Consider the following 17347-nt stretch of genomic DNA (forward strand, 5'->3'; position numbering starts at 1 on the left):
GATGTTCCGACACCCGCCCCCAATGCATGTCGCCCAAAAATGACTTCGGTTTTGGGAAAACGACATGCATGAAAAACACGGACCTGAAACGCGTCGCATGAATCCGTTTCAGCGCGACGCGCTTTAGCCGGTTGAATCACATTCTCCTGGTCTGGAAAAGGCCCGGGCCGCAAATGTCGGATAAAAATGCTGTCGGCTGGCCTTCCCTGTGTTTCAAGCTGTTCACGATGAGTGAAGGCAACTTGCGGTAGCCAGTCGCAACGGTCTAGTGTCGCGTCCACTTTCCAAACCGATCGGGGGAAACCAATGCAGTGGCTGGATAGCGTGGCGGGTCCCGGTTATGCGGCGGCACTCCTGTGGACCTTCGCGGCGCTGATCCTGCTGGTCATCGTTCTCATCATCGTCAGGCTGGTGCGCAACCTGACCTTCGGCACGTTTGTCGCCGGCGGCCGCAACCGCAAGACGCGGCTCGCCGTCATGGACGCAACCGCCGTCGACAGCCATCGCCGACTGGTGCTGGTGCGACGCGACGACATCGAACATCTGCTTCTGATCGGCGGCCCGACCGACGTCGTTGTCGAACGCGACATCCGCCTCGCCGCGCCGCGCCGTCCGGCGTTGACTGGAGATGGCGGCCTGCAGCCTGTCCCGGCCGCCGCCGCCCCGGCTGCGAAGCCTCGGTCGCCGCAGCCCGCTCCCGTGCCTCCGAGACAAGCACCCGCTCCGCAGCCGGTGGCCATGGCACAGCCTGCCCGCCAGCGTCCGGCGGCGCCACCACCGGCTCCGGCGCCCGCACCGAAACCAGCGGCGCAAACCTATCAATCGACCAATGTCACGCCGCTGCCTGCCTATGGCTCCGCCAACGTCAATGCCGCCAGGCACACGCCGCCACCGCCGACGCAGGACAGCATCGACGACACGCTGATGAAAGAACTCGAGGTTTCGCTCGACCAGCCCCGCTCCGGCGGCCCGGTGGGCAAACCGGCAGCCAAGGCGCCGCCCTCGCTCGACGATGAAATGACCAGGCTGTTGGGCGAACTTTCAAGCCAAAAGAGATGAACTGCGCCTAGGTCAAGAGATGAACTGTCGCCTGCCAGTGACTAGGCTGGCCGGCGTTCAAGCGTGTTCAAATCTATTGAAGGTGGCACGCATCGAACAGAAATGGCCGGATAACCGGCCATTTGGAAATCAATGCAAAGGCGGTCCATCAGTCGTCGCGATAGACTTTTTCACGGCGCTCATGCCGTTCTTGCGCTTCGATCGACAAGGTGGCGATCGGGCGCGCGTCGAGCCGCTTCAAGGCGATCGGCTCACCGGTTTCTTCGCAATAGCCGTAAGTGCCTTCATCGATGCGCTGCAGCGCCGAATCGATCTTTGAGATGAGTTTCCGCTGACGGTCGCGGGCCCTGAGCTCGATGGCGCGGTCGGTTTCCGAAGAGGCGCGGTCGGCGAGGTCGGGATGGTTGGCGTTTTCCTGCTGCAGGATTTCGAGGGTCTCGCGCGCCTCGCGCAAGATGTCATTTTTCCAGGTGACGAGCTTCTGGCGGAAGTAGGATTTCTGCCGTTCGTTCATGAACGGCTCGTCTTCGGAGGGTACGTAATCGGCGGTAACGATGTCGTTCATTCGACTCACCCAACAGCCCCAAATTTGGCGCCTATATATTCGCCACCAGACGCCTGCACAAGCGCAATCAGCCACCGACTCACGCAATTGTTAAAGTGCGTCTCCAGCCTTCTCCGGAGCGGCATAAATCTGTTTTGATGGCGAAAGTACGACGATCCTCGCCCATCGCCCTGCAAGTGATTCGCCGCGCTGAAGCACGCGCACCATTGTGCGTGCGGCTTTTCTCGTGGCTAATCGCGGCAGGACTTCAGCTCTCGGGCACCGTTGGAGGTTGGGTGAGCAGGCTTTATCTGTTGCGACACGCCAAGGCCGGTTGGGCCTTGCCAGGCATGCGTGATTTCGATCGTCCATTGGACGCATCCGGCCGCGCCGATGCCGAAAAAATGGGGACCGCGATGCGTTCCCGCTCCTATGTGCCGGACCTGACGCTGTGTTCCAACGCCAAACGCGCCAGGGAAACCCTCGAGGGTCTGGCCGGCCAGACCGACACAGGCAAGGTGCTGTTTTTGGACGCGCTCTACAGCGAGGACGCGGCCTGCTATCTCCGCCTCGTCCGGGATCATGGCGGACCCGGTTCATTGCTGGTCATAGGCCACAACCCGATGACGGAGGATCTCGCCATGGCGGTTTCGGGCGATGGCGGCGAGCCGGAGCGGGCAATGCTCAATCACGGCTTTCCAACCACGGGCCTCGCGGTCGTCCGTTTCCCCGGCGATCTGGCGAAAGCGACCCAGGGAGCGGGTTATCTCGAAGCGTTCCTGACACCGGCAGATCCCTGATGCCGATTTCCAGCGCCATTTCAAAGCCGGGTTCCAGCGCCTATATCGGGCTGACGCAAGCCCGAGAGATCATGTTTTGGCATCATCGCTGACCACCTTCACCGACGAGGCAAGAATTGCCCTCGACACATTTTCGGGACGTGCCACCGGACTTTTTTCTCCATCGCTGCGTCTGGGTGTCACGGGTCTCTCCCGCGCCGGCAAGACCGTCTTCATCTCGGCCTTCGTCCACAATCTGATCCACGGTGGACGTCTGCCGCTGTTCGAGGCGCAGAAGTCGGGGCGTATCGCGCGCGCCTTCCTCGAACAGCAGCCCGACGACGCCGTGCCGCGTTTTCAATATGAGGACCACATCGCCACTTTGGTCAACGATCGCGTCTGGCCGGACTCGACCCGCGCCATTTCGGAACTGCGGCTGACGATCGAATATGAATCGGCCTCCGGCTGGAACCGCATGTTCTCGTCGGGCAAGCTGTCGGTCGACATCGTCGATTACCCCGGCGAATGGCTGCTCGACCTGCCGCTGCTCGGCAAATCCTTCGCCGATTTTTCGCGCGAAGCCCTCGAAATGGCCACGCTGCCGGTGCGCGAGGATCTTTCGCTGGCCTGGCGAGCGATCTCGGCGGAAATCGACCCGAATGCCGACGCCGAGGAAATGACGGCGCGCCGGCTGGCTGAAAGCTTCGCCGCCTATCTCAAGGCATGCAAGCTCGACGAACGGGCGCTTTCGACCTTGCCGCCCGGCCGTTTCCTGATGCCCGGCGATCTCGAAGGCTCGCCCGCGCTGACTTTCGCGCCGCTGGCCGGCCTGGGCGACAGGCGCGCGCGCAACGGCTCGTTGCACGCCATGATGGAACGGCGCTACGAGGCCTACAAGACGCATGTCGTCAAACCGTTCTTCCGCGAGCACATCACGCGCCTGGACCGCCAGATCGTGCTCATCGATGCCATGCAGGCGCTGAACGCCGGGCCTGGTGCCATGGCCGACCTGGAGCGCGCCGTCACCGAGATCCTCAGCTGTTTTCGCCCCGGCCGGGGCAGCTTCATAACCGACCTGTTCTCCCGGCGTATCGACCGCATCCTGGTCGCGGCGACCAAGGCCGATCATCTGCACCACGAAAGCCATGACCGGTTGCAGGCGATCGTACGGCGCCTTGCCGACCGCGCCGTGGCGCGGGCAAATTTCACCGGCGCCGATGTCGACGTCGTCGCCATGGCGGCGGTGCGCGCCACCCGCGAAGGCACCGTCAAGCAGGGCCGCGAGACATTGCCTGTTATCATCGGCACGCCGATCGCCGGCGAGAAGATCGATGGTGAAACATTCGACGGAAAGACGGAAACAGCTATATTTCCTGGTGATTTGCCGGAGAACATTGATGCTGTTTTCGACCTTTCGGGGCCGGATCACAGGCAGGACTCCACGGACCCGGCAATCCGCTTCGTCCGGTTCCGTCCGCCGAAACTCGAACGCACGGCCGAAGGTGTCACGCTGTCGCTGCCCCATATCAGGCTCGACCGCGCCTTGCAGTTCCTGATCGGAGACCATCTGGCATGACCGCGCCCCGCAAACCGGCGGCATTCCGCATCGAGCCGGAAGCCGCGCCGAAACAAGACGCGCCACAAGCACGCCAGACCGAACCGTCGCGCAGACCGCGCTCCATGAAGGCCGATGTGGCGCTGGTCATCCCGGCGGAGGTCGACGTTTTCGACGAACCGGACGTTATTGCCGCCGAGCCGCCGCCATCGGTCGCCCCCAGAAGGCGCTCGGTTCTCGGCAGCATCTTCTTCGGCGCCTTCGGCGTGCTGGTTTCGCTGGCTGTCGGCCTGTGGACCGACCAGTTGATACGCGATCTCTTTGCCCGCGCCGAATGGCTGGGCTGGCTGGCCGCCGGGATGGCGGCGATTGCGCTGCTGGCGCTGCTGGTAATCCTGATTCGCGAGTTCCTGGCCATCGCCCGCCTCGCCGAGGTCGAAAAGCTGCAGAAGCGCGCGCTCGATGCCATCGCGCGCGACGATCCGAAGGCGGCACGCGCGGTGGTCGACGAGTTGTCGGCCTTTGTCGCGGCCAAACCCGAGACCGCTGCCGGCCGGCGCGCGCTGGCTGAATTGCGCGGCGAGATTATCGACGGCGCCAATCTGGTGCGCCTGGCGGAGGCGGAAATCCTCGGGCCCCTTGATGTCAGGGCCAAGGTGATGATTCTCGAGGCCGCGAAGCGGGTCTCGCTGGTGACGGCGGTGAGCCCGCGCGCGCTGGTCGATGTCGCTTATGTCGTGTTCGAGGCCGGGCGCCTCATCCGCCGGCTGTCGGAACTCTATGGCGGACGGCCCGGAACGCTGGGTTTCTTTCGCCTGGCGCGCAGCGTACTGGCGCATCTGGCTGTCACCGGTTCGATCGCCATCGGCGACAGTTTCGTCCAGCAGATCGTCGGCCACGGCCTGGCGGCCCGCCTCTCGGCAAAGCTGGGCGAAGGCGTCGTCAACGGCATGATGACGGCGCGCATCGGTATCGCCGCGATGGAGACGGCGCGCCCCCTGCCCTTCAGCGCTGCCAGGCGCCCGGGGCTGGGCGATTTCCTCGCAGCATTGACGTCGTTCGCAGCCAAGAAAGACGCCGAAACAGCCGGCTCCGGCAAATAGCGTCCAGCTCTTCGGGACGATGATCGGACTGCTGTTTCGAGGGCCCGCGGTGACGAAGCATTAACCAATCTTCTTCATGGTCGAACCGGTTTCAAACAGCCTCGTTGTTGCCGGGTGTCGTCGATGAAAAGCGTAATTCTGTCCAGCGTCCTGCCCCTGGCGACGGTGATCACAGCTGTCGTCGGCATTGCCTCGGCGGCCTCTGCCACGGAACCGGACAAGCAGTTTTTCCAGTCGGCCGAAGGCAAATGGGTTGGCCCGGGCGAAATCGTCGCCGGCAAATACAAGGGCACGAAATTCAACTGCAGCTTCACCGGCTCCACGCCGGACGGCAAGATGGGCATGACACTGGACGGCGGTTGCCGGGTCGGCATGTTCACCCAGCCCATGTCGGCCAAGATCGAGCGCAAGGGCCGCGACTACAAGGGTTCCTTCATGGGTGGCGCTGCCGGCGCCGGCCTCGATATCATCGGCGGCAACGTCGTCGACGCCCACAAGGTGGTCTTCACCATCAACCGCAACCAATTGCGCGGTGTCATGCAGGCCCGCATTCCCGACGACAATTCCATGACCGTGACGGTTGCCGTGCGCGTTCAGGACCAGTTGGTGCCCGTCATCGGCATGAGCCTGAAGCGCGTCGATGCCGTCGAAGTCGGCTCCATCGCGCCGAACTGAGCGCACCCTCGCCTCTATTTTTTTACGCTATTCCGGACGGAAAAACACTTTTCCTGGGATTTTCGAACCCCACAAAACAAAGAGGCGGCGGCCCATCGCCACCGCCTCCTTGGAAACGGACGAACCAGGCGTCAGCCCTTGATCGCCTTGGTCAGCTCGTCATACGCCTTGCAGGCATCGGCCAGGGTCGTGGAACCCTGGTACTTGGTCGTCACCGCCTGAACCTTGGCGGTCAGGTCAGCCGCCTTGGACGGATCCTTGGTGATCGCCTCCTGCAGCGCAGCGGCCATGTCCTGCGCCTTCTTGGTCGCGATCTCGGTCGTGCATTCCGGCGCCTTCGAACAGGCCGAGCCGGCAAGCACCGCCAGCCCGGCGGCAACGAGCAAAAACTTCTTCATGTCAGTCATCTCCTCAAAAGGGTGCGACTTGATCGCCGCTCACCCCCAGTGGCCGAAGCCGAGCGTGCTTAGCCTTCGATTGCGGCAACAAGCAACGCGTGCATGGCGTAAACTTGTGTAAAGAGCCTGCAACATTGCGGCGTTCGAGTTCGATGTCAGCTGGAGCAAAGTTCAACCGCGAGGCTGCAGCAGAGCGAGCACAGCTGTCGATGCAGCAAGGATGGCCGTAACGGTCAACGGCGCCGTGGCACCATAGGTGTCCACGACATAGCCACCGACAACCGCGCCGATCGTGATGGCAACCTGGAAAGAGACGACCATCAGGCTGCCCGCTGCTTCCAGCGCGTCAGGTGCCGCACGCGAGAGATTGGTTGGCAGCACCACCGGCCCCATGCCGAAGGCGAAGCCCCAAAGCGTGACGAATCCGAAGGCAACGCCAATGTGCACGCCCCAAAGCACCAAGGCCAGCGCCGCAACCGCCATTAACGCCGCGGTGACCACGAGAGCCATGTGAATATTGGCATCGGCCATGCGGCCGCCGGCAATGTTGCCGATCACAGCGGCGATGCCAAACCCAAGCAGAGCCAGGGCAATTGGACCGGTTGCAAGCAGCGTGACGTGTTCGAGGAAGGGGCGCACATAGACAGAACCAGCAAAATGCCCCGTCATCAGCAAGACAATGGCCAGCATGCCGATTTGAATGCCGCGCCGCCGTGTAAGCCGAAACACGTCTGCAAGACTGTTGCTTGTTGTCGCCGGTAAGGTCGGCAGGCTGAGCAACTGCGCCAACATGGCCAATACGGCCAGCCCCGCTGTCATGGCCATGGCGCTGCGCCATCCCAGCCAGTCGCTGATCAACGCCCCCAAGGACGGCGCGGCAATGGTGGCGAGCGAGACGCCGAGGGTAACGATAGCCATGCCCCGGCCTGTCGCATTGGCGCCGACCAGCCTCGCCACGACGGCAACCGAAAGTGCCCAGAAAGCGCTGAGAGCGATCCCCAGCCCGGCCCGGCCCAACAACAACAGCCAGAAATTGGGTGCCAGCGCCGCAAGAATATTGGAAGCCACCGCCAAAGCCATGAGACCGACCAGCACCGTCTTGCGGTTCAGTCGGCCGATAAGAACATTGCTCAACATGGCCGTCACGGCGCCGACGGAAGCGGTGGCGGTGACGACCTGTCCGGCCGTTCCCTCACTGATACCGAGATCGCGCGCCATTGGCGTCAGCAGGCCTGCGGGCAGGAATTCGGCTGACACCAGGGCAAAGCTGGTGGCCGCCAGTGAAATGACCGCAAACCAGGTGGCTGCGCTCCACGCGGCCGGCGTGTCGGCATCAAGGCCAATCGCGGCGTCTTCAAGCTGTAATGTTGTGTCTGTCACGGAAAGATCTCCAAAGTTTGGAGATCTTGATAGACGAGTTCTGTCGGATGATATGTGTCTTAAAATCCGAAATTCATGTCTATTCGTCCGGGATTTGTGCGACGCACAATTCCCGGCGAGACATTGGTGATGCGCTTGAACGCGCGAGCGAAGGATGCCTCGGAATCATAGCCCAAACGAGTAGCGACCTCGGCAACCGACAAACCGCTCTGCCCCAACAACTCGCGGGCAAGCTGCATGCGCAGGCGAGCGAGATAGCGTGCGGCACCCTCGCCCAATACAGCGCTGAAACGCGCGGCGAAAATAGATCGCGATTGGCCTGCCACGCTTGCAAGGCTTCCCAGCGTCCAGTCGTGGCCGGGGTCTCGATGCATGGCTGCCAGTGCGCGGCCGATATGGGGATCGCGGATGGCTGCGAGCCAACCTGTGGTCGAGGCTCCGTTGCAATTGACCCAACAGCGGATGAGCCGGGCTGTCAGCAAATCCGCCATTCGCGACAAGATGGTGGCGCTGCCCATCTGCGGTTGCGCGGCCTCCGTCGTCATGGCCGCCAGCAAAGGACCAACGACCGGGTCATTGCCGGCCACGTCGCAACCCTTGATGACAGCCGGCATCAACGTGATCAATGGATTGAGCGCACAGGAGTCCAAGGCCATGGAGCCGCAGAAAAGGGTGCTTGTCGCGCCCGTTCCTTCCCGCACCACTTCGCAGACATTGCCCCCTAACTTGATCACCTGGCAGCCCTCGAGCGAGTCGCCCACCACGTCCGGCGCACTCGCCAGCCGATGGGCGATGCCCTGCGGCAGCAGCACCAGATCGCCATCGCGCAACTCTTGCCAGCCCTGCGCTTCGGTGTGAATCCAGCACGGACCCTGGCCGACAAAGTGAAAACGAAGCAGCGATTGTCGCGGAAATTCTATGCTCCATGGATGTCGGAGCTCGCAGCGGCCATAGTTCACGCCACTCAGGCGAAAGTCTTGCAGGACTTCGCTGAGCGCATCCATCGGGATATGGGACGGCGAAGACGGCTGGGACGAACGGTCAAGCATGTAGCCGATATATACGCCGAACGTCCCGCAGACAAGGGGAGACCGTTGTTCCTCCGGGGGAGTCGCACCGACAGCACCCCACCTTTCCTGGCAGGCTTCCCGCCCTTGCCTCCCGCTCCCACTGCATGCAAGGAGTGCTATACGACAAAGGGACAGATCATGGCGGCAGAGGCAGCGGGCAGCGATCTCATTCAGGTGGTGGCATTGCTGGCGGCGGGCGTGGTGGCCGTCCCGATCTTCAAGCGCATGGGTCTCGGTTCGATTCTCGGTTACCTGGCCGCCGGCGTGGTGATCGGTCCGTTCGGCCTCGGCGTCTTTTCCGAATCGGGAGCCATCCTCCATGTCGCCGAACTCGGCGTGGTCATGTTCCTGTTCATCATCGGCCTGGAAATGCAGCCGTCGCGGCTTTGGGGCCTGCGCCGCGAGATCTTTGGGCTGGGCGCCCTTCAAGTCGGCGTCTGCGCGGTGCTCTTGACTGGTGTTGGCATGGCCGGAGGGTTTCCGATCGCGCAATCCTTCGTCGCCGGCGCCGGTTTCGTGCTGACCTCGACGGCCATCGTCATGCAGCTTCTGGAAGAACGCGGCGAAATCGCCGCGCCCAAGGGCCAGCGCATCGTCTCCATCCTGCTGCTGGAGGACCTGGCCATCGTGCCGCTGCTCGCCTTGATCGCCTTCCTGGCGCCGGGCGGTGCCGGTACCAGCCTGTCGGAGCGGCTGACCGAGGTCGGCATCGGCCTCGCCGCGATCATCGGCCTGGTGGTGGCGGGACGCTACCTCCTCAACCCCTTCTTCCGCATCCTGGCGGATGCCCGTGCGCGCGAAGTGATGACGGCTGCGGCTCTGCTGGTCGTGCTCGGATCGGCGCTTGCCATGCAGCTCAGCGGCCTGTCGATGGCGATGGGCGCGTTCCTGGCCGGCGTGCTGCTCTCGGAATCGACCTTCCGCCATCAGCTTGAAGCTGACATCGAGCCGTTCCGCGGCATCCTGCTCGGCCTGTTCTTCCTGGCGGTCGGCATGTCGCTCGATCTGCACGTGGTGGCCGCGAACTGGAAGCTGATCGCCGTCTACGTCGTGGCCTACATGGTGATGAAGGCTTTCGGCATCTACATTGTCGCCCGCATCCTGAAATCAGGCCACCGCGAGGCACTGGAGCGCGCGGTCTTCATGGCGCAAGGCGGTGAATTCGCCTTTGTGCTCTATTCCGCGGCCGCCGCCGTCGGCATCATCGACGGCCAGGCAAACGCAACGCTGACCGCGATAGTCATCATCTCCATGGTGCTGACGCCGCTGGCGATCATCGCCTTGCGCTATTTCACGCCACGGGACGAGCAGTCGCTGGACGGCGTCGAAGTCGCCGACGGCCTGTCCGGCAGCGTGCTGATCATCGGCTTTGGCCGCTTCGGCCAGATCGCCAGCCAACCCCTGCTCTTGCGCGGCATCGACGTCTCGATCATCGACAACGATGTCGAGATGATCCAGGCGGCCGCCGATTTCGGCTTCAAGGTCTATTATGGCGACGGCACGCGGCTGGATATCCTGCACGCGGCCGGGGCCGGCCGGGCGCGGGCCGTGCTCATTTGTGTCGACAAGCCCGACGCCGCCATCCGCATCGCCGAACTTGTCAAGGCTGAGTTCCCCTTGCTTACGGTGCTGGCCCGTGCGTTCGACCGCGGCACGGCGCTGCAGCTCATCCGCGCCGGCGTCGATTATCAGCTGCGCGAAACCTTCGAATCGGCGCTCGTCTTTGGTGGCTCGACCCTCGAGGCGCTGGGCGTCGATCCCGAGGACGTCGCCGAAACGATCGAGGACGTCAGGCGCCGCGACACGGCCCGGTTCGAGACCCAGCTCGCCGAAGGCATCCGCTCGGGACAGCGTTTCCTGAAAGGCAATATCGGTACGCCGATCCCGACCCCACTCTCCACGCCCCGCCGTCCTGGCCAGGCGCTCAACGAGGAAACGGCCGGCGTCCTGCATAAATCCGAATCGGCGGATTGAGGGAGTTAGGCATGGAATTGGACAGCAGAGCCCTGTCGATCACCAAGTTCTGGCGCGACGCCGGCGAGGATGCCTGGTTCGAGAAGAACGACGCTTTCGATGCCGATTTCCGCGACCGCTTCCTCGATCTCCACTACGCCGCAGCGCGCCGTGAATGCGATGTCTGGTCAAGCCATGCCGAGGGCTCGCTGGCGCTGATGATCCTGCTCGACCAGTTCCCGCGCAATTGCTTTCGCGGCACCGGCCACATGTTTGCAACCGACCCACTGGCAAAGCATTTTGCGCAAAAAGCGGTCGATGCCGGCCACGATCTGGCATTGGAACCGGAAGTGCGTGTGTTCCTCTATTTGCCGTTCGAACATTCGGAAAATCTTGCGGACCAGGAGCGGTCGGTCGAACTTCATACCGCCAGGGCCGAGTTCAATCTGAAATACGCGCTGGAGCACCGCGACATCATCCAGCGCTTCGGCCGCTTTCCGCACCGCAACCGGATGCTTGGCCGCGAGACCACGGCTGAGGAAAAAGCATTCCTGGATGACGGTGGTTTCTCCGGCTGATCCGCGATTTAGCGCCGCCACCAGTCGCGGCCTGATGGCAGCCGCTCGATGCCGGCCGCATCGACCGCGCTCAGGCGATCGGCCACGCGTTTGCCGCCGACGGCAAGATCCGGCGCGATTTCGGCCAGCGGCGCCAGCACGAAGGCGCGCTCCAGCATGCGCGGGTGCGGCACTTCCAGGCCCATTTCATGGATGATGCGGTCGCCGAACACCAGGATGTCGATGTCGATGAGGCGCGGCCCCCACCTCTCCTCGCGCACGCGTTTGAGCTTTCGCTCGGCATCGAGGCAGAGGTCGAGCAATGCCCGCGGCGACAGCCGCGTCGACAATTCGGCGGCCGCGTTGAGGAAATCCGGCTGGTCGAGCTTGCCCCAGGGCGGTGTCCGGTAGAGCGAGGAGACGGCGGCCATGTCGGTATCGGGATCGGCGTCGAGGAGGCGCAACGCCGCTCCCATCGACGCCGCCGGATCGCCCAGATTGCCGCCGAGGCTCAGATAGACGGTGTTACTCGGGCCAGACAACGGTCACCTCGACGTAATCGAGCACGCCAGGCACCGGCGCATTGGGCTTGCGAACGGTGACCTCGGCTTTCCGGATCTGGGGAAAGCGCCCGGTGAGAGCCTTCGCGACTTCCAGGGCCAGCGCCTCGATCAGGCAGCGCCGGTGTCCCGTGATGATCTCCTCGATGACGGTGAAGGCGACGCCGTAATTGACGGTTTCCCCGATGGCGTCATCGACGAGCGCGCGTCCCGGCTCGACGGTGAGCGAGGCATCGACGTAGAAGCGCTGCCCCAGCGCTTCTTCCTCGTCCAGCACGCCGTGCCGGGCAAAGAAGGCGCAATTCTTCATGCGGATGACATACATGGCTCAGCGTTCCGATCCGGTTTCCCGCGCCAGCATAGCATCCGCCACCGCCAGCGCGTCCACGTTGATTGCGATATCATGGACGCGAAACAGATGCGCGCCCTTGAGCCGGAGAATGACGCTGGTCGCCGCCGTGCCGGCCGCCCGATCAGCGGCGTCGCGGCCGGTGACGGTGCCGATGAAACGCTTTCGCGACGTACCGGCCATCAGCGGGAAGCCGAGCGCGCCAAGCTCGGCAAACCGTGCCATCAGATCGAGGTTTTCCTCCGCCGTCTCCTTGGCGAAGCCGAAGCCGGGATCGAGCACGATATGGCCGTCGGCGACACCTTGCCCGCGCCCGATCTCAAGCGATTTTCCCAGGAACGCCAGCTGGTCGGCGATCACATCGGGCAGCTTGTCGCGATCCCGTCCAGTATGCATGATGACAAGCCCGGCGCCGGTTTCGGCCGCCACCCGCGCAATGTCGGGCTCACGCTGCAGACCCCAGACATCGTTGACGATATGCGCACCGGCCTTGACGGCGAGCCGCGCGGTGTCGGCACGATAGGTGTCGACGGAAATCAGCACGTCGCCGACCTGCGCCAACGCCTCGATCACGGGCAGGATACGGGCCTGCTCCTCGCTGGCCGATATCGCGGCGGCGCCCGGGCGGGTCGATTCTCCGCCGACATCGATGACGGCGGCTCCTTCCCCGATCATGCGGCGCGCCTGGACGAGCGCGGGTTCAGGAGCATCAAACAAGCCGCCATCGGAGAAGCTGTCGGGTGTGACATTGAGGATGCCGACGACCACGGCCTTGCCGCCAAGCTCGAGATGGCGTCCATGCGCCAATTGCCATCGCCCCGCCGTCATTGCGCTTCAACCATGGGCTCATCAACCAAGATGCCATCAACGATGTGTGATCCGCATTGGATCAATTCCGTTGCGCCGGCGAAGGCCGTAAAGCAAGGTGATTGAAGAGGCAACATGATGATACGATCCCTGTGCGCGCTGCTGCTTACCGCCGCCGTTCCGGCGAATGCGGCCAATCTGGTGAAGACATACAGCTATTTCGCCATTGGCGGCAGAACGCTGGAGGATATCGAGCAGCAACTTGCCAAACACGGGCCCCAGGTCAAAAGCACGGGGTCGCGCCACCCTGGCGCCACCCAGATGGCTTTCACGACACGCATTAGCTACGCCAGCCAGCCGGGCTCCTGCCGGATCGCCGACGCGGTCGTCACCGTCAAGGTCAAGGTGATCCTTCCCGAATGGCGCCGCCCGCGCAAAGCCGACGCCGATGTGCGGCTGTTCTGGGATACCTTGTCCGCCGACATCAAGCGCCATGAAGACCGCCATGTCGAGATAGCCCAGAACCACGGCCGCGCGCTGGAAGACGCCCTGAAGGCAGCTTATCCGCAGAAGGATTGCGACGCCGCAAAGGCCAGGGCCGCCGCGATCACGGCGGCCGAGCTTGCCAAACACGACAGGGACCAGGTGCGGTTCGACCGTGTCGAAGGCGCCAATTTCGAAAGCCGCATCCTGCGGCTGCTGCGTTACCGGATGGAGCGCATCGAGAGCGGCCAGTTGCGGCCGCCGGCCTGAATCTCCTCGCCGCCTCCGTTCGCCTGGGTGCAAGCCAACCGGGCGGAAGCGTAGTGCCAGCTTGGAATTTTTTCGAGCAACCGTCGAAATCGGCCTATACGGAACGACATATCCAGGGTTGCCAAGGGCACAATCCAGAAGCACGGGCATCACGATCGATCACGCCGCGGATGCACCAGACAAGCCCAATGGTGATGCGGCAGCGCAAAGCGCATGGACGAGAAGATTTATGGACCAGGCTGTCGACAAGCAGGCCGTGGCGGCCGTGAGCGCGCCGCTGAGCGAAAGCGAAAAGAACGCCATTATTGGCGGCGTTCTCCTGTCGATGCTGCTGGCAGCCCTCGACCAGACCATCGTCGCGCCCGCCATGCCGACCATCGGGCGCTTGCTCGGCCATGCCGAATACCTGCCATGGATCGTCACCGGCTACCTCTTGACCGCAACCGCCGTGGCACCGCTCTACGGCAAGATTTCCGACGTCTATGGGCGTCGGCCAACCGTCTACGCGGCAATCCTCATCTTCCTTGCTGGATCGCTGGTCAGCGCACTGGCCCCCAACATGTTCGTCCTCATCCTGGGTCGCGCGATCCAGGGGGCCGGCGGCGGTGGTCTTTTCGCGCTGACGCAGACCGTGGTCGGAGACCTCGTCCCGCCGCGCGAGCGGGCGCGCTATGCGGCGTGGTTTTCCGGCACCTGGGCCGTTGCCAGCGTCGCCGGGCCGCTGCTGGGCGGCACCTTCGCTGAGCATCTGCACTGGTCTCTCATTTTCTGGATCAATATCCCGCTGGGCTTTCTTGCCATGGCGATCATCAACAAGCCGCTCAAGAAGCTGCCCATCGCGGCCAAGAACCACAGCATCGATGGCCTCGGCGCATTGCTGCTGATCGTGGCAACGGCGCTGTTGCTGCTGGCACTGAACTGGGGCGGCAGTGCCTATCCCTGGTTATCGCCGGAAGTCATCGGCGTCCTGGCGTGCTCCGCGCTGTTCTGGGGCGCCTTTGCCTTGCGGCTGATGCGGGCGGCTGAACCGCTCATCTCGCTCGAGGTGCTGGGCAACCCGATCGTCCTGGCCGGCACCCTGTCGATGTTCCTGCTCCAGGCCTCCAGCGTCGGCCTTGCCGTGTATCTGCCGGTCTATCTGCAGTCGATACTCGGCCTCACGGCCAGCGAGTCGGGCATTGCAATGCTTGGTCTTCTGCTTGGAACGGTGGGCGGCGCCGCTTCCAGCGGCCGCCTGATACCACGCTTCACCCACTACAAGCGCATCGCCATGGTCGGCGTCGTCTTCGCCATCCTGTGCACGGGCCTGCTGGCTTTTGTCGCCGGCCATGCATCGCTGCTTGTCGTCGAAGCCCTGACCATCTGTATCGGGCTGGGAACCGGCACGACATTTCCGGTAACCACCGTGTCCGTGCAGAACGCCGTCGACCGCATGCATCTTGGCGTGGCGACGGGGGTGCTTACCTTTCTGCGTTCGCTGGGCAGTGCATTGGGGGTGGCGATGCTCGGCGCGGTCGCCCTTGGCTTTGGGTTGCCGCTGGCCGGCGAAGGCGTTCAGGTGGCTGGACATGTCGTATCGGCCCAACCCTTCGTGATGATCTTTCTCGTCGCGGCCGGCACTCTGGGATTGGGTCTCGTCACGCTGACGCTGATGCCCGAGAAAGAACTTCGGGGCCACGTCGATGATCCGGCGCCGATCCTGGCGGAATAACTAGCCGGAAACGCCGAGCTTCTTTTGCAGGCTGGTGGACGAGGTCGTGTACTGGAACACGATGCGCTCGCCGGGGCTGACGATGCGCTTGGCGGCCTGCGCCATCAGCGCCACCTCGTGAAAGCCCGACAGGATCAGCTTCAGCTTGCCCGGGTACCAGTTGATGTCGCCCACCGCGAAGATGCCGGGCACCGAGGTCTGGAACTTCTCGGTATCGACCGGGATCAGGTTCTCATGGAGATTGAGCCCCCATTCCGCGATCGGGCCGAGCTTCATGGTCAGTCCGAAGAACGGCAGCATGCGGGTGCAAGGCACCTCGACGTCGCCATCCGGGCCGCCCTTGATGGTGGCCGATGACAACTGGCCATCGGCTCCGGTGAGCCCGGTCACCTGACCGACCCTGAATTCCAGCTGCTTCATCTCCTGCATGGCGTACATCTTGTTGACGCTGTCGGGCGCCGCGCGAAACTCGGCCCGCCGGTGAACCAGTGTCACGCTCTTTGCCATCGACTGCAGGTTCAGCGTCCAGTCGAGCGCCGAGTCGCCGCCGCCGACGATGACAAGGTCATGGCCGCGGAAGTCCTCCATCCGGCGCACCGAATAGAAGACGCTCTTGCCCTCATAGGGTTCGATGCCCGGGATCGGCGGGCGCTTCGGCTGGAATGAGCCGCCGCCGGCGGCGATGACCACCACCTTGGCCTCGAATACCTCGTTCTCGTCCGTGGTGACGCGAAAGCCGCCGTCTTCCAGCTTCTCAAGGCTGGAGACCATGCGGTTATAGGTGAATTCAGGCTGGAACGGCGCGACCTGCTCAAGCAGCTTGTCGACGAGCCCTTGCGCCGAGATCGAGGGCCAGCCGGGAATGTCGTAGATCGGCTTTTCCGGATAAAGTTCCGCGCATTGGCCGCCGGGCTTGTCGAGGATGTCGATCAGGTGGCATTTCAGGTCCAGCAGGCCGAGTTCGAACACGGCGAACAGGCCGACCGGCCCTGCCCCGACAATGAGGACGTCTGTGCTGATGATGCCGGTCATGATGCGCCTCGCTGCGAAAGTCCGGGCGAGACTGCATGACCAGCGGCCCGCTGCCAAGCGTCAGCGGCAAAAATCGCCCGTGCTGGCTTCAGCCCTGACGCTCGGGCACCCGGACGATCAGGCCGTCGAGCGCGTCGCGTACCTTGATCTGGCAGGACAGGCGCGAGTTCGGCTGGACGTCGTAGGCGAAGTCCAGCATGTCTTCCTCCATCGCCTCGGGCTCGCCGACTTCGGCCGTCCATGCCTCATCGACATAGACATGGCAGGTCGCGCAGGCGCAGGCGCCGCCGCACTCCGCCTCGATGCCCGGGACAGCGTTGCGGATGGCGTTCTCCATGACCGTCGAGCCGTTTTCGGCGTCCACGTCGAAATGTGTGCCGTCATGGGCGATGAAGGTCAGTTTGGTCATTTGTCACCTGAAGGGAGTTTCGCCCCGGACGAAGGGAGTTCGCCCGAGGGGAAGCGAGTTTCGCCCGAGATAATCACTCCGGCAAACAAGTCAACTGCCGTGCGAAAGCGGCGCTCCGTGACGTTTTTGTCGCAAACCTGGATCAGCGATTGATGGCGGCGATGAAGTCGCGCACTTCGTCGATCAGCCTGCCGAGCCGCTTGAGCGTCTGGGCGTCCTCCGGGCGATGCTCGATATCGGTGACGCAATCGGCGATGGCGAAGGCACCCACGCCACGGGCCGACCCTTTCAAACCATGAGCCAGCAGGAGCCGGTCCTTGATGTCGGCATCGACTATTTTGTCGCGTACCGACAGTGCCTGCTGTACAAACAGCGCCAGCACCTCTTGCTCGAGGGCGCGGTCGCCCATCGTTTGCCGGGCAAGGTGTGCCAAATCGACCGGTCGGGACTGCCTCGTTCCCGATACGTCGCCCCCCGGCATTGAGAAGGCAATGCCGCTTTCGCCACGCATGAACTCGAACTCCATTTTCTTCGGTCGCCTGAAAACCTAGGCGAATCCAGTGGACAACGGGTTAATGGATGGCCCGGAAAAATGTTGCGAAAGCGGCGCCCAAATCACGCTTCCGTTAACCTTATATTTAAAGTTTTACGTA

The 17347-nt window shown here is 63.3% G+C and carries 19 protein-coding genes; 9 read left to right on the plus strand and 10 right to left on the minus strand.

Annotated elements, in window-relative coordinates:
* Positions 1–306: 306 nt before the first annotated feature.
* Positions 307–1059: a flagellar biosynthetic protein FliO gene (locus LB524_RS15260; protein ID WP_140821792.1), complete on the plus strand. Its 753-nt coding sequence runs from the start codon at positions 307–309 to the stop codon at positions 1057–1059.
* Between the two features lie 148 nt (positions 1060–1207).
* Here the strand turns inward: LB524_RS15260 and dksA are convergent, their stop codons facing one another.
* Positions 1208–1624 (minus strand): RNA polymerase-binding protein DksA, encoded by a 417-nt coding sequence (dksA, locus tag LB524_RS15265; RefSeq protein ID WP_015317688.1) that lies wholly within the window; start codon positions 1622–1624, stop codon positions 1208–1210.
* Between the two features lie 275 nt (positions 1625–1899).
* Between dksA and LB524_RS15270 the strand changes: the two genes are divergently transcribed.
* From LB524_RS15270 to LB524_RS15285, 4 genes are all read left to right on the plus strand, one after another.
* Positions 1900–2403 (plus strand): SixA phosphatase family protein, encoded by a 504-nt coding sequence (locus LB524_RS15270; protein WP_140726830.1) that lies wholly within the window; start codon positions 1900–1902, stop codon positions 2401–2403.
* A gap of 76 nt (positions 2404–2479) precedes the next feature.
* On the plus strand, positions 2480–3958 hold the full coding sequence (locus tag LB524_RS15275; RefSeq protein ID WP_224527818.1) for a YcjX family protein: 1479 nt from the start codon (positions 2480–2482) through the stop codon (positions 3956–3958).
* Complete coding sequence (locus LB524_RS15280; RefSeq protein ID WP_140664251.1) at positions 3955–5040, plus strand: YcjF family protein; 1086 nt, start codon at positions 3955–3957, stop codon at positions 5038–5040. The genes LB524_RS15275 and LB524_RS15280 overlap by 4 nt, the downstream gene beginning before the upstream one ends.
* A gap of 123 nt (positions 5041–5163) precedes the next feature.
* A complete protein-coding gene (locus LB524_RS15285; protein ID WP_140716846.1) occupies positions 5164–5715 on the plus strand; it encodes a hypothetical protein in 552 nt (183 codons plus the stop codon).
* A gap of 131 nt (positions 5716–5846) precedes the next feature.
* Here LB524_RS15285 and LB524_RS15290 read toward each other — a convergent pair whose 3' ends face one another.
* From LB524_RS15290 to LB524_RS15300, 3 genes are all read right to left on the minus strand, one after another.
* A complete protein-coding gene (locus LB524_RS15290; RefSeq protein WP_015317683.1) occupies positions 5847–6113 on the minus strand; it encodes a hypothetical protein in 267 nt (88 codons plus the stop codon).
* A 171-nt stretch (positions 6114–6284) separates the two neighbouring features.
* Positions 6285–7493, minus strand: coding sequence for an MFS transporter (locus tag LB524_RS15295; protein WP_224527821.1), 1209 nt, complete (start codon positions 7491–7493; stop codon positions 6285–6287).
* 59 nt (positions 7494–7552) lie between these two features.
* Positions 7553–8542 carry an AraC family transcriptional regulator gene (locus tag LB524_RS15300; RefSeq protein WP_224527824.1) on the minus strand — a complete coding sequence of 330 codons (990 nt, stop codon included), beginning with the start codon at positions 8540–8542 and terminating at the stop codon, positions 7553–7555.
* 159 nt (positions 8543–8701) lie between these two features.
* On the opposite strand from LB524_RS15300, the gene LB524_RS15305 reads away from it, so the two are divergent.
* Both LB524_RS15305 and LB524_RS15310 read left to right on the plus strand, forming a co-directional pair.
* Entirely contained in the window at positions 8702–10537 is a 1836-nt protein-coding gene (locus LB524_RS15305) for a monovalent cation:proton antiporter-2 (CPA2) family protein (protein WP_015317680.1), read from the plus strand.
* Positions 10538–10548: 11 nt separating this feature from the next.
* On the plus strand, positions 10549–11094 hold the full coding sequence (locus tag LB524_RS15310; RefSeq protein ID WP_140716840.1) for a DUF924 family protein: 546 nt from the start codon (positions 10549–10551) through the stop codon (positions 11092–11094).
* 8 nt (positions 11095–11102) lie between these two features.
* Here LB524_RS15310 and folK read toward each other — a convergent pair whose 3' ends face one another.
* From folK to folP, 3 genes are read right to left on the minus strand one after another with little or no spacing between them, the layout of a single operon-like run.
* Entirely contained in the window at positions 11103–11615 is a 513-nt protein-coding gene (gene folK / locus LB524_RS15315; protein WP_140726813.1) for a 2-amino-4-hydroxy-6-hydroxymethyldihydropteridine diphosphokinase, read from the minus strand.
* Positions 11599–11958, minus strand: a complete 360-nt coding sequence (folB, locus tag LB524_RS15320; RefSeq protein ID WP_140616272.1) for a dihydroneopterin aldolase — start codon at positions 11956–11958, stop codon at positions 11599–11601. Before folB ends, folK begins: the two co-directional genes overlap by 17 nt.
* 3 nt (positions 11959–11961) lie before the next feature.
* Positions 11962–12810, minus strand: coding sequence for a dihydropteroate synthase (gene folP / locus LB524_RS15325; RefSeq protein WP_140726810.1), 849 nt, complete (start codon positions 12808–12810; stop codon positions 11962–11964).
* 114 nt (positions 12811–12924) lie between these two features.
* Between folP and LB524_RS15330 the strand changes: the two genes are divergently transcribed.
* Both LB524_RS15330 and LB524_RS15335 read left to right on the plus strand, forming a co-directional pair.
* On the plus strand, positions 12925–13542 hold the full coding sequence (locus LB524_RS15330) for a DUF922 domain-containing Zn-dependent protease (RefSeq protein WP_224527827.1): 618 nt from the start codon (positions 12925–12927) through the stop codon (positions 13540–13542).
* Positions 13543–13771: 229 nt separating this feature from the next.
* Positions 13772–15253 carry an MDR family MFS transporter gene (locus LB524_RS15335; RefSeq protein WP_224527830.1) on the plus strand — a complete coding sequence of 494 codons (1482 nt, stop codon included), beginning with the start codon at positions 13772–13774 and terminating at the stop codon, positions 15251–15253.
* Here LB524_RS15335 and LB524_RS15340 read toward each other — a convergent pair whose 3' ends face one another.
* The 3 genes from LB524_RS15340 to LB524_RS15350 all read right to left on the minus strand — a co-directional run bounded on the left by LB524_RS15340 (position 15254) and on the right by LB524_RS15350 (position 17205).
* Positions 15254–16285: an NAD(P)/FAD-dependent oxidoreductase gene (locus LB524_RS15340; protein WP_224527833.1), complete on the minus strand. Its 1032-nt coding sequence runs from the start codon at positions 16283–16285 to the stop codon at positions 15254–15256. It abuts the gene before it with no gap.
* Between the two features lie 88 nt (positions 16286–16373).
* Positions 16374–16694 carry a 2Fe-2S iron-sulfur cluster-binding protein gene (locus LB524_RS15345; protein ID WP_015317672.1) on the minus strand — a complete coding sequence of 107 codons (321 nt, stop codon included), beginning with the start codon at positions 16692–16694 and terminating at the stop codon, positions 16374–16376.
* Positions 16695–16836: 142 nt separating this feature from the next.
* On the minus strand, positions 16837–17205 hold the full coding sequence (locus LB524_RS15350) for an Hpt domain-containing protein (protein WP_015317671.1): 369 nt from the start codon (positions 17203–17205) through the stop codon (positions 16837–16839).
* Between the last annotated feature and the right edge of the window lie 142 nt (positions 17206–17347).

The organism is Mesorhizobium sp. ESP6-5 (assembly GCF_020164695.1).
GTDB lineage: Bacteria > Pseudomonadota > Alphaproteobacteria > Rhizobiales > Rhizobiaceae > Mesorhizobium > Mesorhizobium australicum.

What these genes read in the sequence shown, in the direction of transcription:
- LB524_RS15260 (WP_140821792.1), top strand. Translation starts at nt 307, where the DNA reads ATGCAGTGGCTGGATAGCGTGGCGGGTCCCGGTTATGCGGCGGCACTC.
- dksA (WP_015317688.1), bottom strand. Translation starts at nt 1,624, where the DNA reads ATGAACGACATCGTTACCGCCGATTACGTACCCTCCGAAGACGAGCCG.
- LB524_RS15280 (WP_140664251.1), top strand. Translation starts at nt 3,955, where the DNA reads ATGACCGCGCCCCGCAAACCGGCGGCATTCCGCATCGAGCCGGAAGCC.
- LB524_RS15285 (WP_140716846.1), top strand. Translation starts at nt 5,164, where the DNA reads ATGAAAAGCGTAATTCTGTCCAGCGTCCTGCCCCTGGCGACGGTGATC.
- LB524_RS15290 (WP_015317683.1), bottom strand. Translation starts at nt 6,113, where the DNA reads ATGAAGAAGTTTTTGCTCGTTGCCGCCGGGCTGGCGGTGCTTGCCGGC.
- LB524_RS15300 (WP_224527824.1), bottom strand. Translation starts at nt 8,542, where the DNA reads ATGCTTGACCGTTCGTCCCAGCCGTCTTCGCCGTCCCATATCCCGATG.
- LB524_RS15305 (WP_015317680.1), top strand. Translation starts at nt 8,702, where the DNA reads ATGGCGGCAGAGGCAGCGGGCAGCGATCTCATTCAGGTGGTGGCATTG.
- LB524_RS15310 (WP_140716840.1), top strand. Translation starts at nt 10,549, where the DNA reads ATGGAATTGGACAGCAGAGCCCTGTCGATCACCAAGTTCTGGCGCGAC.
- folB (WP_140616272.1), bottom strand. Translation starts at nt 11,958, where the DNA reads ATGTATGTCATCCGCATGAAGAATTGCGCCTTCTTTGCCCGGCACGGC.
- folP (WP_140726810.1), bottom strand. Translation starts at nt 12,810, where the DNA reads ATGACGGCGGGGCGATGGCAATTGGCGCATGGACGCCATCTCGAGCTT.
- LB524_RS15330 (WP_224527827.1), top strand. Translation starts at nt 12,925, where the DNA reads ATGATGATACGATCCCTGTGCGCGCTGCTGCTTACCGCCGCCGTTCCG.
- LB524_RS15335 (WP_224527830.1), top strand. Translation starts at nt 13,772, where the DNA reads ATGGACCAGGCTGTCGACAAGCAGGCCGTGGCGGCCGTGAGCGCGCCG.
- LB524_RS15340 (WP_224527833.1), bottom strand. Translation starts at nt 16,285, where the DNA reads ATGACCGGCATCATCAGCACAGACGTCCTCATTGTCGGGGCAGGGCCG.
- LB524_RS15345 (WP_015317672.1), bottom strand. Translation starts at nt 16,694, where the DNA reads ATGACCAAACTGACCTTCATCGCCCATGACGGCACACATTTCGACGTG.
- LB524_RS15350 (WP_015317671.1), bottom strand. Translation starts at nt 17,205, where the DNA reads ATGCGTGGCGAAAGCGGCATTGCCTTCTCAATGCCGGGGGGCGACGTA.